Source organism: Candidatus Binatus sp., assembly GCF_030646925.1.
In the GTDB taxonomy this organism is placed as follows: domain Bacteria; phylum Desulfobacterota; class Binatia; order Binatales; family Binataceae; genus Binatus.
On record NZ_JAUSKL010000107.1, the window covers coordinates 59,487 to 73,799 of the forward strand.

The 14,313-nt window shown below is 61.4% G+C and carries 9 protein-coding genes, 5 tRNA genes and 1 pseudogene; all 15 read left to right on the forward strand.

Translation table 11 applies throughout. The features are described from left to right. The first annotated feature begins 104 nt into the window (after positions 1-104). The 15 genes and pseudogenes from rlmB to rpoC all read left to right on the forward strand — a co-directional run bounded on the left by rlmB (position 105) and on the right by rpoC (position 14,190). A complete protein-coding gene (rlmB, locus tag Q7S58_RS18640; protein WP_304829516.1) occupies positions 105-1,025 on the forward strand; it encodes a 23S rRNA (guanosine(2251)-2'-O)-methyltransferase RlmB in 921 nt (306 codons plus the stop codon). Between the two features lie 221 nt (positions 1,026-1,246). Continuing rightward, a tRNA-Thr gene (locus tag Q7S58_RS18645) sits at positions 1,247-1,318 on the forward strand. Between the two features lie 18 nt (positions 1,319-1,336). Then, positions 1,337-1,422, forward strand: a tRNA-Tyr gene (locus tag Q7S58_RS18650). 26 nt (positions 1,423-1,448) lie between these two features. Continuing rightward, positions 1,449-1,524, forward strand: a tRNA-Gly gene (locus Q7S58_RS18655). A 98-nt stretch (positions 1,525-1,622) separates the two neighbouring features. Continuing rightward, a tRNA-Thr gene (locus Q7S58_RS18660) sits at positions 1,623-1,695 on the forward strand. A gap of 52 nt (positions 1,696-1,747) precedes the next feature. Beyond that, positions 1,748-1,900, forward strand: a complete 153-nt coding sequence (gene rpmG / locus Q7S58_RS18665) for a 50S ribosomal protein L33 (RefSeq protein WP_304829518.1) — start codon at positions 1,748-1,750, stop codon at positions 1,898-1,900. A 70-nt stretch (positions 1,901-1,970) separates the two neighbouring features. After that, positions 1,971-2,048 (forward strand) — tRNA-Trp (locus Q7S58_RS18670). Positions 2,049-2,113: 65 nt separating this feature from the next. Then, positions 2,114-2,317, forward strand: a complete 204-nt coding sequence (gene secE / locus Q7S58_RS18675) for a preprotein translocase subunit SecE (RefSeq protein ID WP_304829521.1) — start codon at positions 2,114-2,116, stop codon at positions 2,315-2,317. Between the two features lie 68 nt (positions 2,318-2,385). Continuing rightward, positions 2,386-2,949, forward strand: coding sequence for a transcription termination/antitermination protein NusG (gene nusG / locus Q7S58_RS18680; RefSeq protein ID WP_370655546.1), 564 nt, complete (start codon positions 2,386-2,388; stop codon positions 2,947-2,949). Between the two features lie 160 nt (positions 2,950-3,109). Then, positions 3,110-3,535 (forward strand): 50S ribosomal protein L11, encoded by a 426-nt coding sequence (rplK, locus tag Q7S58_RS18685; RefSeq protein ID WP_304829524.1) that lies wholly within the window; start codon positions 3,110-3,112, stop codon positions 3,533-3,535. A 54-nt stretch (positions 3,536-3,589) separates the two neighbouring features. Next, complete coding sequence (rplA, locus tag Q7S58_RS18690) at positions 3,590-4,300, forward strand: 50S ribosomal protein L1 (protein WP_304829527.1); 711 nt, start codon at positions 3,590-3,592, stop codon at positions 4,298-4,300. 46 nt (positions 4,301-4,346) lie between these two features. Next, entirely contained in the window at positions 4,347-4,976 is a 630-nt protein-coding gene (gene rplJ / locus Q7S58_RS18695; RefSeq protein WP_304829530.1) for a 50S ribosomal protein L10, read from the forward strand. A 154-nt stretch (positions 4,977-5,130) separates the two neighbouring features. Then, positions 5,131-5,520, forward strand: a complete 390-nt coding sequence (rplL, locus tag Q7S58_RS18700) for a 50S ribosomal protein L7/L12 (protein WP_304829533.1) — start codon at positions 5,131-5,133, stop codon at positions 5,518-5,520. A gap of 237 nt (positions 5,521-5,757) precedes the next feature. Next, positions 5,758-9,855: pseudogene (gene rpoB / locus Q7S58_RS18705) on the forward strand (DNA-directed RNA polymerase subunit beta); the annotation flags it as partial. A gap of 57 nt (positions 9,856-9,912) precedes the next feature. Then, positions 9,913-14,190 (forward strand): DNA-directed RNA polymerase subunit beta', encoded by a 4,278-nt coding sequence (gene rpoC / locus Q7S58_RS18710; RefSeq protein WP_304829539.1) that lies wholly within the window; start codon positions 9,913-9,915, stop codon positions 14,188-14,190. Positions 14,191-14,313: the final 123 nt, after the last annotated feature.

Sequence of the window (14,313 nt, forward strand, 5' to 3'; positions counted from 1 at the left end):
ACTTACGCGCGCATGATTGGAACTTCGGATCAAACGGCGCTTGCAGTTTGAAGCGAGCAGAGACGTGATCGAGCGGGCACTGTGGCGGTCTGATATTATCGCGCATGATGAAAGACTTCCGCGACAAGGGCCGCAAGCCGCGCTTCAACCGCGGCGGCCCGAAGCCGCGGCGCTTCGAGAAGAGCGCGCCGCCGAATCAATCGCAGCCGAAAGCGCGGCCATCGCCGGCGCCGACGATGCGCGAGGATCGCCGGCCAGCGGATCGCGCAAGCGCCGGCAACGAGCGCGAGATCGTGTACGGCGTCGAGCCGATTCGCGAACTGGTGGCGGCGGCGGCGGCGACGATTCGGGCGCTGTACGTGAAATCCGGCGACGAGCGGCGCTTCTCGCCAGAGATCAACGAAGTGCGCACGGCAGGCGGCCGCGTCGAATTTGTCGATGACGCCGGACTCGAGCGGCTCGCGGGCCAGGCCGCGCGTCATCAGGGGATCGCGGCCCTGATGCGCGAATACGAGTACGCGCCGATCGAGGAAATCCTCGAGCACAAGCCCGACCCGGTGCTGCTCGTCGATGGCGTCACCGATCCGCGCAATCTGGGCGCGCTGATGCGATCGGCCGAGGGCGCAGGCGTCGGCGCGGTCGTGCTCGCGCGCGATCGCACAGTCGGGATTACGCCGGCGGTGGTGAAATCGTCGTCGGGCGCGTGGATTCACCTTAAGGTCGCGCGATGCGGCAACGTGGCGCGCACGCTCGAACAATTGAAGGAAGCGGGTTACTGGATCGCGGCGCTGGCGGCGGGCGGCGCGACCTCGATCTATGATCTTGATACGACGCGCAAGCTGGTGATCGTCGTGGGATCGGAGGGCCGCGGGGTGCGCGAGATCGTGAGGAAGGGGGCCGACTTCGTGGTGGACATCCCGATGCGCGGCAAGGTCGCGTCGCTCAACGTGTCGGTGGCGGGCGCCGTGGCGCTGTACGAGATCGCGCGCCGCCGGGCGGAATCGGCGCGCACGACCGGTTCGTGAGACGGTCTTCTTTTGGATCTATCTCAGTGTCATTTCGAGCGCAGCGAGAAATCCCGGATCCGGGATTCTTCGCTTCGGCAGCCTCCGCTCTGAATGACAGAAAGGAGATGCTCGCGGAGCAAGAACCAGACCCGGAAATGCCCGAATCGGGCGTTTAGCTTGACAGGCCGGGAGGTGCCGAATAGCTTTTTCTTCTTAATGTCGTTTGCTTAACGTCGTTTGCCGATGTAGCTCAACGGTAGAGCAACTGATTTGTAATCAGTAGGTTGCGAGTTCGATTCTCGCCATCGGCTTGGTCGGCATCGGCTTGAGGAGAGGTTCCCGAGTGGCCAAAGGGAGCAGACTGTAAATCTGCCGGCTTATGCCTACGGAGGTTCGAATCCTCCCCTCTCCACCAGTATGATAGAGGGTTCGACGGAGCGAGCGGGAATAGCTCAGTTGGTAGAGCGCGAGCCTTCCAAGCTCGGGGTCGCGGGTTCGAGTCCCGTTTCCCGCTCCACAGGTTTGACGGTTTTGGGGCGCGTAGCAAGTAGAGAATCGTTCGGGGCGATCGAACGAGAATTGATTCCGGGATTTTTCCGGTTGAGCGCTACGGACGCCCATGTAGCTCAGTCGGTAGAGCACTTCCTTGGTAAGGAAGAGGTCACGGGTTCGAATCCCGTCGTGGGCTTTCCAATCTTGCGCCGTTTAAACGGCGCGCCGGTTTTGGAGCGGATGCGACTATGAGAGATTTGATTTCACTGGCGTGCGAGGGTTGCAAGCAGCGCAACTACACCACCACCAAAAACAAGAAGACCCAGACCGACAAGTTTTCGATCAAGAAGTTCTGTCCGAAATGCCGGGCACATACGGTCCACAAAGAGAATAAAGTTTAGCCCGAGCGCGCCGGATCCCCGTACGCAGGGCGCGGCGGCCGCGCGCGGGTATCGCCGGCAGTGGAAGCGAGGGCCAGTAGCTCCAATTGGCTAGAGCGTCGGACTCCAAATCCGAATGTTCCAGGTTCGAATCCTGGCTGGCCCGCCATCTTGCGGGGAAGGGTAAATTTGCGCAAGGCCCGGATGGAGCGGTCCTTGCTTTGGATGCATTAAATGGATAGATTAAAAAGTTACCTCAATCAGGGCGTAAACTTCTTCAAGGAAGCATGGACCGAACTCGCGAAGGTCCACTACCCCTCGCCCAAGGAGACCATGCAGGCCACGATTGTGGTGGTGGGCCTGACAATAGTGATGTCCCTGTGGTTGGGAGTAGTTGATTTTTTCGCGGTGCGCGGCGTGCAGATGCTGCTCCGCTGAGCGGGCGGTATCGGCCACAGGAAACGATCGCGGGGAAATTAATCGGTAGGCCACGGCTCTGAAAAGAAATGACTGAAGTTCTAAACGACACCGCCAAGCCTGGGATGAAGTGGTACGTGGTCCACACCTATTCCGGCTATGAGCACAAGGCCAAAGCCGCGCTCGAGGAGCGCGTGCGCTCGCTCCATATGGAGGAGAAGGTCGGCAAGGTGCTGGTGCCGATCGAGCGCGTGCAGGAACTCGGCAAGGGCGGGCAGCGCAAAGTCTCGAGCCGCAAATTTTTTCCTGGCTACATCTTCGTGCAGATGGTGCTCAACGACGAGACCTGGCACATAATCAAGAATACGCCGAAGATCACCGGCTTCGTCGGCCATTCGACCAATCCGCCGGAAGTGCCGGAATCGGAAGTCGGCGAGATCGAGCAGCAGATGGAAGAGGGGGCGCTCCGGCCCAAGCCCAAGGTGCTGTTCGAAGTCGGCGAGGCAATCAAGGTGGTGGACGGCCCGTTCCAGGACTTCAATGGCACGGTGGAAGAAGTCAAGCCCGAGAAGGGCAAGGTGCGGGTTTTGATCTCAATCTTCGGCCGCGCGACGCCGGTCGAACTCGATTTCGTGCAGGTGGAAAAAGCCTGAGACGACGACTGCGGCGCGAAACGACATTGAAGACGTCGCGCGGTTTGGCGATCGCGCTGCGAGAGCGAGCTCCGACGCATCCATCTGAATCTATCTGGAAGCTATCTGAACGAAAACTGAACTGAGTACGAATGACCGAACGGCAGGACTCTGAAATCAAGTGGCTAAGAAAGTAGTTGGATCGATTAAACTGCAAATACCCGCTGGCGCGGCGAATCCGTCGCCGCCGGTCGGGCCGGCGCTCGGCCAGCGCGGCGTCAATATCATGGAGTTCTGCAAGGCGTTCAACGCGCAGACGCAGAACATGCAGGGACTAGTGATTCCGGTGGTGGTGACGGTCTATGCCGACCGCTCGTTCACCTTCATCACCAAGAGTCCGCCCGCGTCGATCCTGCTGCTCCGCGCGGCCGGGGTCGAAAAGGGATCGCCGATGCCGAACAAGAACAAGGTCGGCAAGGTGACGCGCGCGCAGGTCGAAGAGATTGCCAAGACCAAGTTGAAGGATCTCACGGCGGCCGACTTGAGCGCGGCGATCAACACGGTCGCGGGCACTGCCCGGTCTATGGGTATCGATGTCACTGAGTGACATCGAGGATTGGGGAATCGACGTTACCGACTGAAGAGGACGGGCGCACAGAAGATGGCAGGCAAGAAATATCAGGAAGCGGCCAAAAAGATCGATCGCGAGAAGCGCTATCCGCTCGACGAGGCGCTCAAGCTGGTGATCGATAACAAAGTCGCGAAGTTCGATGAAACGGTCGAGATTGCGGTGCGGCTAGGGGTCGATCCGCGCCAGGCGGATCAGAATGTCCGCGGCACCGTCGTGCTGCCGCATGGTACCGGCTCGGTGGCGCGGGTGCTGGTCGTCGCGAAGGGCGAGAAAGAGCGTGAGGCGCGCGAGGCCGGCGCAGATTTCGTCGGCGGCGACGAGATAATCAAGAAAATCCAGGAAGAGAACTGGCTCGACTTCGACCGCGTGATCGCGACGCCCGACATGATGGCGCAGGTCGGACGAATCGGCAAAATTTTAGGCCCGCGCGGCCTGATGCCCAATCCCAAGGTCGGCACCGTCACCTTCGACGTGGCGAAAGCGGTGGCGGAAATCAAGGCCGGCAAGGTCGATTACCGCGTGGACAAGGCGGGCGTCGTTCATGCGCGAGTCGGCAAGATCAGTTTCGGCCCGGATAAATTGCTCGAGAACACGCGCGCGCTGCTCGGCTCGATCGTACGCGCCAAACCGGCCAGCGCCAAGGGCAACTACGTGCGGAGCGTCGCGGTGAGCTCGACGATGGGCCCCGGAGTGCGGGTCGATACGGCGGCGGCCGCAGCGAAGGCATTGGCCGCGGCTTAAAGCATCGCGGCGCGTTTGGACAAGATTGGATTCGGATAGAAATTAGATGAAGAAGCAAGAAAAGACCGCGCTGGTCGATGACCTGAAGCAGAGTTTCGGGCGCGCGAGTATCGCGCTCGTGTCGGAATACCGCGGGATGACTGCGGCGGAATCGACCGAGATGCGGCGACGCCTGCGGGCCGTGCGCGGCGAGATGCGAATCGCGAAAAACACGCTGGTCCGGCGCGCAATCAAGGGTACCGCGTACGAGGCGCTCGACGAAAAACTGGGCGGACAGATCGGGCTGATTCTCAGCTACGAGGATCCCGTCGCGCTGGCCAAGACGTTCACCTCGTTCGGGCCGCTCGGCGACAAGCTGAAGCTGCGCGGCGCGGTGCTCGGCGGCAAGGCGCTTTCGGTCGAGGAAGTGCAGGCGCTCGCGACGTTGCCGCCGCGCGAAGTCGTGTTCGGACAGTTGCTCGGACTGCTGAACGCTCCCGCGACGCAGTTGGTGCGATTGCTCAACGAGCCGGGCTCATATCTCGCGCGAGTGATCGACGCGATCGGCAAGAAAAACGGCGAGGGCGCATCGGCGCCCGCCGCTCCCGAATCGGCGCCAGCGGCTTCGAGCGAGACGCCGCCGACAGACACTCCGCCAACCGACGCGGCGCCGCCGGCGGGCGAAGGCCAGGTTTGAATTCGCGGGGACGCAGGTTCCCTTATCGAGGAAGAGACCGGACGACAGCCTCATCACTCAAGGTCCAGCGGGGCGGTTCGAGACTTAAAAATTTGCTTAAGAAGAATCGCTGAAAACTCCCACGTTCAGCGGATTCGTAAGGAGAGAAGGTACCATGGCAGAAGGACAGCTCAGCCGCGATCAAGTGAAGGATTACCTGAAAAATCTCACCCTGATCGATGCGGCGGCTCTGGTTAAGGAACTCGAACAGGAACTCGGCGTGTCGGCGGCGGCTCCAGTCGCGATGGCGGCAGCGCCGGCGGCGGGCGGTGCTGCGGCGCCGGCGGTCGAGAAGGACGAGTTCGACGTCGTGCTGACGGGATCGGGCGAAAAGAAGATCCAGGTGATCAAGGTCGTGCGCGAGTTGACCGGACTCGGCCTCAAAGAGGCGAAGGACCTGGTCGATGGCGCACCGAAGGCGGTCAAGGAAGGGATTAACAAGGCGGAAGCCGAAGAGATCAAAAAGAAGCTCGAAGATGCGGGCGGCAGCGCGGAGCTGAAGTAGGAGACGCGAGTCTTTTTGACGCATAACATCCGGTCGAACAATTCGAACCAGGCGCGGCGTATCGTCGCGTGCGATATTCGAACGGTACTTTTTGAGAAAGCCGTGGGCACGGGGGACATCCCTGCGTCCGCGGCCTTTATTGCTTCACATCGCGCCGCCGGCAAAGCGAACGATCGCGGCCAAGCGAGCGCGGAGCGCCATCCAAAATAACCAAGGCGCAAGCATGGTGAGGTAGCGATGTCCCAAGTTCACGTAACGAGCAATCTTCGTATTCGCCGCTCATTCGGCAAGATCAAGAAGATCATCGAGATTCCGAATCTAATCGAGATTCAGAAGCGCTCGTACGACGATTTCTTGCAGGTGGGAGTCTCGACCGAGGATCGCGCGGACCTGGGTCTGCAGGCGGTCTTCAAGTCGGTCTTTCCGATCAAGGATTTCAACGAAACGGCCTCGCTCGAGTTCGTCAGCTACGAGCTTGGCACGCCCAAGTACGATGTCGACGAATGCCATCAGCGCGGCATGACTTACGCAGCGCCGCTGAAGGTCAAGATTCAACTCGTCATCTGGGACGTCGAGAACGGCCGGCGCTCGATCAAGAACGTCAAGGAGCAGGAAGTTTACTTCGGCGAGATCCCGCTGATGACCGGCAACGGCACCTTCATGGTGAACGGCACCGAGCGCGTGATCGTAAGCCAGTTGCATCGCTCGCCCGGAGTATTCTTCGAGCACGACAAGGGCCGCACCCATTCGACCGGCAAGCTGCTCTACTCGGCGCGAATAATTCCCTATCGCGGGAGCTGGATCGATTTCGAGTTCGATCCGCGCGACGTGCTGTACGTCAGAATCGATCGGCGCCGCAAATTCCCGGCGACGGTGCTGCTGCGCGCGCTCGGGATGACCACCGAAGACCTGCTGAACTACTACTACAAGAAAGACGTCATCATTCTGGATTCGAAGCAGTACGCCAAGCAGTTTATCGCGGACCATCTGCTCGGCTCGCGCGTCAGCCGCGACGTGAAGGACAAGGCCGGCGAGACGATCGCGCGCGAAGGCCGCAAGTTCAACAAGGCAATCGTGCGCGCGATGGAGCAGGCGAAGCTGACCGAAGTGCCGGTCGCGCTCGACGAAATCATCGGCCGCGTCTCCGCGCACGATATCGTGGATTCGACCACCGGCGAGGTGTTGATCGGCACCAACGAGGAGTTGACCGAAGATACGCTCGAGAAGCTGAAGGCGCACGGAGTCAAGAAGATCGAGGTGCTGTTCACCGAGGATCAGCCGGGTGGAGGACCGCTACGGCTGACGCTCGCGCAGGACAAGCTCGGCACGCCGGAGGAGGCCGTAATTGAAATCTACCGGCGGCTTCGTCCGGGCGATCCGCCGACGCAGGAAACGGCGACCACCTTCTTCAACAACCTGTTTTTCAACGCCGAGCGCTACGACCTTTCGAAAGTCGGACGCCTGAAGCTGAATCACAAGCTCAAGATCGACGTGCCGCTCGAGCAGGGGACCCTTCGTCGGGAAGATATCCTCGAAGTCGTCCGCTACCTGATGGAACTGAAGAACGGCAACGGCCAGGTGGACGATATCGATCATCTCGGCAATCGGCGCGTGCGCGCGGTCGGCGAGTTGGTCGAGAACCAGTTCCGGATCGGACTGGTCAGGATGGAGCGCGCGATCAAGGAGCGGATGAGCCTGCAGGATATCGAAACCCTGATGCCGCAGGAGCTGGTGAACTACAAGCCGGCGTCGGCGGTGATCAAGGAATTTTTCGGCTCATCGCAGCTCTCGCAGTTCATGGATCAGACTAATCCGCTGAGCGAGATTGCGCATAAGAGGCGGCTTTCGGCGCTCGGGCCGGGCGGCCTCACGCGCGAGCGAGCCGGCTTCGAAGTGCGCGACGTGCATCCGACCCATTATGGGCGCGTATGCCCGATCGAAACGCCCGAGGGGCCGAATATCGGACTTATCGCGGCGCTTTCGACCTACGCGCGCGTGAACGATTTCGGTTTTATCGAGACGCCGTATCGCGAAGTCGAGAACAATCGCGTCACCGATCGAATCGTCTATCTGTCGGCGCTCGACGAAGAGGACAAGGTGATCGCGCAGGCCAATGCGCCGCTCGATAGCCACGGCAAGTTCACCACCGAGCAGGTCTCGGCGCGAATCGGCGGCGAGTTCACGATCGTGAACGCCGAAGACGTGCAGTACATGGACGTGTCGCCGAATCAGCTCGTCTCGGTGGCGGCGTCGCTGATCCCGTTTCTCGAAAATGACGATGCGAATCGCGCGCTGATGGGATCTAACATGCAGCGCCAGGCGGTGCCGCTGCTCAAGCCCGACGCGCCGCTGGTCGGCACCGGACTCGAAGGCACGGTGGGCCGCGACTCCGGCGTGACCGTGGTCGGCAAGCGCGACGGAATCGTCGAGAGCGTCGATGCGGAGCGGATCGTGGTGCGGGCCGACAAGCAGACCAAGGATCTGCGCGACGCGGGCGTCGATATCTACAACCTGATCAAGTACCAGCGCTCGAACCAGGGCACGTGCATCAATCATCGGCCGATCGTCGTGAAGGGCGAGCGGGTGAAAGCGGGCGACGTGCTGGCCGACGGCCCCTCGACCGACATGGGTGAGTTGGCGCTCGGGCGCAACGTGCTGGTCGCGTTCATGCCGTGGGGCGGCTACAACTTCGAGGACTCGATCCTGATTTCCGAGCGGGTGGTCAAGGAAGATCTTTTCACCTCGGTGCATATCGAGGAATTCGAATGTATCGCGCGCGACACCAAGCTCGGGCCCGAAGAAATCACGCGCGATATCCCGAACGTCGGCGAGGAGGCGCTCAAAGATCTCGATACCAGCGGTATCATCCGGATCGGCGCCGAAGTCCGTCCTGGCGATATCCTGGTCGGCAAGATCACGCCCAAGGGCGAGACTCAGCTCTCGCCGGAAGAAAAACTGTTGCGCGCGATTTTCGGCGAAAAGGCGGGCGAGGTGCGCGACACCAGCCTCCGCGTGCCGCCGGGCGTCGAGGGCACGGTGATCGACGGGCGGGTGTTCGCGCGGCGCGGCGTATCGAAGGACGAACGCACGCAGGAAATCGAAGTGGCAGAGGCCGAGCGGCTCAAGACCGACGAAGGCGAGGAAGTGCGCATCATCCGGCAGGAGACGCTGCGCAAGCTCCGCAAAGCGCTGGTGGGCAAGAAGCTCGCGGGGCGCGTGATGTCCGACGAACGCAAGGAGTTGCTCAAAAAGGGCGATCCGCTTAGCGCCGAAGATCTCGAAGAATTGGCGCCGACCTTGTGGGGCCAGATTCGGGTCGAGAACGAGAGCGCGCAGGCGGAAGCGGCGCAGGCGATCGCGGCGATGAACGCCAACGTGGAGGCGGTGCAGAGTCATTACGGCACCAAGCTCGAGCGCCTCAAAGCGGGCGACGAGCTGGCGCCCGGCGTGATCAAGATGATCAAGGTGTTTGTCGCGATCAAGCGCCGCCTGCAGGTGGGCGACAAGATGGCGGGACGCCACGGCAACAAGGGCGTGCTCTCGCGTATCCTGCCCGAGGAAGATATGCCGGCGCTGGCCGACGGCACCCCGGTCGATATTGTGCTGAACCCGCTCGGCGTGCCGTCGCGGATGAACGTCGGCCAGATTCTGGAGACGCATCTCGGCTGGGCGGCGCGCGAGCTGGGGCATAAAATAGCAGAAGACCTGAAAAACGGCGTCAGCGCCGCGCAATTGAAAAAACGGCTCAAGGAAATCTATCCGGAAAAGGAGAGCCATGAATTCATGGATGCGCTCTCGGAGCCGGACGTGTACAAGCTGGCGGCCAAGGCGCTGACGGGCGTTCACGTCGCGTCGCCGGTGTTCGACGGCGCTCGCGAAGAGGAAATCTTCCAGTTGCTGAAGCGCGCCGACTTGCCCGAATCGGGGCAGGCGACGCTGCATGACGGGCGCACCGGCTTAGAGTTCGAGCAGCCGGTCACGGTCGGCGTGATGTACATGATGAAGCTGCATCATCTGGTCGAGGACAAGATTCACGCGCGCTCGACTGGACCCTACAGCCTGGTCACACAGCAGCCGCTCGGCGGCAAGGCGCAGTTCGGCGGGCAGCGGCTCGGCGAGATGGAAGTCTGGGCGCTCGAGGCGTACGGCGCGGCTTACACGCTGCAGGAGATGCTCACGGTCAAATCCGACGACGTGGCGGGACGGACGCGCATGTATGAAGCGATCGTCAAGGGCGAGAACACGCTCGAGCCCGGCCTGCCTGAGTCGTTCAACGTGATGGTCAAGGAGCTCCAGTCGCTCTGTTTGAACATGGAACTATTGGAACAGCCGCAGAGGGCCTAAGGGTTACGCTGGTTTCACGGGGGCGATGGCCTAAGGAGTAGCAAAGAGATGGAAGATCTCTTCGGAATGTTCGAGAAGCCCAAGAATCCGCTCGCGTTCAACGCGATCCGGATTTCGATCGCGTCGCCGGAAATGATCCGGTCGTGGTCGCATGGCGAGGTTAAAAAGCCCGAAACGATCAACTACCGGACCTTCAAGCCGGAGCGCGACGGACTTTTTTGCGCAAAAATCTTTGGACCTACGAAAGATTACGAGTGCAATTGCGGCAAGTACAAGCGCATGCGCCATCGCGGCGTGGTCTGCGAAAAGTGCGGCGTCGAAGTAATCCAGAGCAAGGTGCGGCGCGAGCGCATGGGTCATATCGATCTCGCGGCGCCGGTCGCGCATATCTGGTTTCTCCGCTCGCTGCCGTCGCGAATCGGCACGCTGCTCGACATGACGCTCAAGGAACTCGAGAAGGTGCTCTACTTCGAGTGCTACGTCGTGACCGACGCGGGCGAGACGCCGCTCCAGTTCAAGGAGCTCCTGACCGAGCGCAAGTACCGCGAGGCGCGCGAGCAATACGCTGACGGCTTCAAGGCCGAGATGGGCGCGGAAGCGGTGCGCACGATGCTCGGACTGCTGACGCTCGACTCGCTCGCGCAAGAGTTGCGCAACGAGATGAAATCGACGGCGAGCGAAGCGCGGCGCAAGAAAGTCTCCAAGCGCCTGAAAGTCGTCAATGCGTTCCGCGACTCGGGCAACAAGCCCGAGTGGATGATCCTGACAATTCTGCCCGTGATTCCGCCGGATCTGCGGCCGCTGGTGCCGCTCGACGGCGGCCGGTTCGCCACTTCTGACCTGAACGATCTGTATCGGCGCGTGATCAACCGCAACAACCGCTTGAAGCGCCTTATCGAATTAAATGCGCCGGACATCATTATCCGCAACGAAAAGCGGATGCTGCAGGAAGCAGTTGACGCGCTGTTCGACAACGGCCGGCGCGGACGCGCGATCACGGGACCGTCGAAGCGGCCGCTCAAATCGCTCTCCGACATGCTGAAGGGCAAGTCGGGACGTTTCCGGCAGAACCTGCTCGGCAAGCGGGTCGATTACTCCGGCCGCTCGGTGATCGTGGTCGGTCCGGAACTCAGGCTTCATCAGTGCGGACTGCCGAAGAAGATGGCGCTCGAACTGTTCAAGCCGTTCATCTACAACAAGCTCGAGGAAAAGGGCTACGTCACGACTATCAAGAGTGCGAAAAAGATGGTCGAGAAAGAGGGCAAGGATGTGTGGGATATCCTCGATGAGGTTATCCGGGAGCATCCGGTGCTGCTCAACCGCGCCCCGACGCTGCATCGATTGGGAATCCAGGCGTTCGAGCCGGTGCTGATCGAAGGCAAGGCGATTCAGCTTCATCCGCTGGTCTGCGTCGCCTACAACGCGGACTTCGACGGCGACCAGATGGCGGTGCACGTGCCGCTGTCGATCGAGGCGCAAGTCGAGTCGCGCGCTCTTATGATGTCCACCAACAACATCCTGTCACCGGCGTCGGGCAAGCCGGTGATCGTGCCGACGCAGGACATGGTGCTGGGCCTTTACTACATGACGCGCGAGAAGCCACTGGCGCGCGGCGAGGGCAAGACCTTCGCCAACGTCGAGGAAGTGCGAATCGCGTACGATCATGAGGAGGTCGATCTGCACGCGCGAATCACGGTGCGGATGTCGCCGCAGGCGGCCATAGGAATCGCAGCGGCGCCTGCCGAGACTAACGGCAAGGCCGACGGGCATCCGCGCGCGGCCAAGGCCAAAGCGGCGTCGGTCGCGCCGAACGTCGGACCTGCTTACGAACGGGTGACGACTACGGTCGGCCGCGTCCTGCTGTACGAGATCGTGCCGCCGGAAGTTCCCTTCTCGGAAGTCAACAAGACCATGAAGAAGAAGGAACTGGGCAATCTGATCGACACGGTTTATCGCCGTTCGGGCGACAAGGCGACGGTTATTTTCGCCGACCGGCTGAAGGATATCGGCTTTGAGTTCGCGACCAAGGCGGGAATCTCGATTTCGATCAAGGACATGACGATTCCGTCGCAGAAGGCGCATCTGCTGGAGGGCGCGCAGAAGCAGGTCAGCGAGATTCAGCAGCAATACAACAACGGCGTGATTACCGACGGCGAGCGCTACAACAAGGTGGTCGATATCTGGGCCGAGGTTCAGGATCAGATCGGCAGCGCCGTTATCAAAGGACTGTCGACGCAGGTGTTCGGCAAGAACGACAAGGGCGAGACGATCACGGGCCCGTCGTTCAATCCGATTTTTATCATGGCGGACTCGGGCGCGCGCGGATCGGAACAGCAGATTCGCCAGCTCGCCGGGATGCGCGGCCTGATGGCGAAGCCGTCCGGCGAAATTATCGAGACGCCGATTACGGCCAACTTCCGCGAAGGGCTGACCGTCGGCGAGTACTTCACCTCGACTCACGGCGCGCGCAAGGGACTCGCGGACACGGCGCTCAAGACTGCGAACTCGGGCTATCTCACGCGACGGCTGGTGGACGTGGCGCAGGATTCGATCATCACCGAGGACGATTGCGGTACGCTCGACGGAATCGAGATGGCGCCGCTGGTCGAAGGCGGCGAAATAATCGAGGGACTCGGCGATCGGGTGCTCGGGCGCGTGGCGCTGGAAGATATCCGCGACGCGTTCACCGGCGAAGTGCTGGTGCACGCGAACGACATGATCGACGAGGACAAGGTCAAGCGGATCGAAGAGGCGGGCGTCGAGCGAATCAAGATTCGGTCGGTGCTGACGTGCCAGTCGCGCCAGGGCGTATGCGTCAAATGTTACGGGCGCGATCTCGGCCGCGGGCATCTGGTGAACCTTGGCGAGTCGATCGGGATTATCGCGGCGCAATCGATCGGAGAGCCGGGCACGCAGCTCACGATGCGCACGTTTCATATCGGCGGTACCGCGAGCCGGCGCGCGGAGCAGACCACGCTCGAAGTGCGCAACGACGGCGTGATGCGCCTGCACGGCGTGAACACGGTCAAGAGCCGCGACGGCAATCTGGTCGTGATGACGCGCCACGGCGAAGTGGTGATCGCGGCGCAGGTGACCGACGAAGTCGGCCGGGTGCGCGAGCGCGAACGCGAGCGCTATCCGTTGGTTTACGGCGCCAAGATTCTGAAGAAGGAAGGCGATTCGGTAAAAGCGGGCGAGACGATCGCGGAATGGGATCCGTACACGACGCCAATCGTCACCGAAGTCGGCGGCGCGATTAAGTACGGCGACATTATCGAAGGCAAGACGATGGAAGAGCGCGTCGATGAGCGCACCGGCGCGCGCTCGAACGTGATCGTCGAGTTCAAGGATCTCGACGTGCGTCCGCGCATCTCGATCAAGGACGCGTCGGGCAAGACGGCCAAGTTGCCGAGTTCGAGCAACTTCGCGCGCTACTTCCTGCCGGTCGGCGCGTATATCAACGTGCCGGAAGGGACGCCGGTCGAGCCGGGCGATGTGATCGCGAAGATTCCGCGCGAGACGACCAAGACCAAGGACATCACGGGCGGTCTGCCGCGCGTCGCGGAACTGTTCGAGGCGCGCAAGCCGAAGGAATTTGCCGTCATCTCGGAAATCGACGGACAGGTATCGTTCGGCAAGGACACTAAGGGCAAGCGCAAGATCGAAGTGACGCCGGAAATCGGCGAGAAGCGCGAGTACCTGATTCCGAAGGGCAAGCATATCGCGGTGCACGAGGGCGATCTCGTGAAGGCCGGCGAGCCCCTGATGGAAGGCTCGTCGAATCCGCACGATATCCTGACCATTCTCGGCGAGAAGGCGCTGGCGAAATACCTGGTCGATGAAATCCAGGAGATCTACCGGCTGCAGGGCGTGAGAATTAACGACAAGCATATCGAAGTGATCGTGCGCCAGATGCTGCGCCGGGTGCGAATCAAGGAAGTTGGCGATACGCCGTTCCTGGTTGGCGATCAGGTCGAGAAGTGGCGCTTCGACGAGGAGAACGGACGGGTGCTGACCCGCGGCGGCGAGCCGGCGATCGCGGAGCCGTTGCTGCTCGGAATCACCAAGGCGTCGCTCTCCACCGAGAGTTTCATCTCGGCGGCGTCGTTCCAGGAGACCACGCGGGTGCTGACCGAGTCGGCGATCAATGGCAAGATCGACCGGCTGGTGGGACTCAAGGAAAACGTGATCATGGGGCGGCTGATTCCGGCCGGCACCGGGATGAACTCGTACAACGAGATGATCGTGAAGGTCGAAGGTTCCGCGGCTGACGAAGAGATCGAAAAACCGGAGCTGGCGGCCGTTCCGGCACCCGGCGGAGATTGACACCGGCGCCCTGCTGCCATAAATAGTTATATTCCCCCAAGGGCGCATATGCCCTTGGGGGGTTTGTTTGAACACACGGTTCCCACCCGAGGCCGTCGCCGCGTTGCGGGCGGCATCGCACTT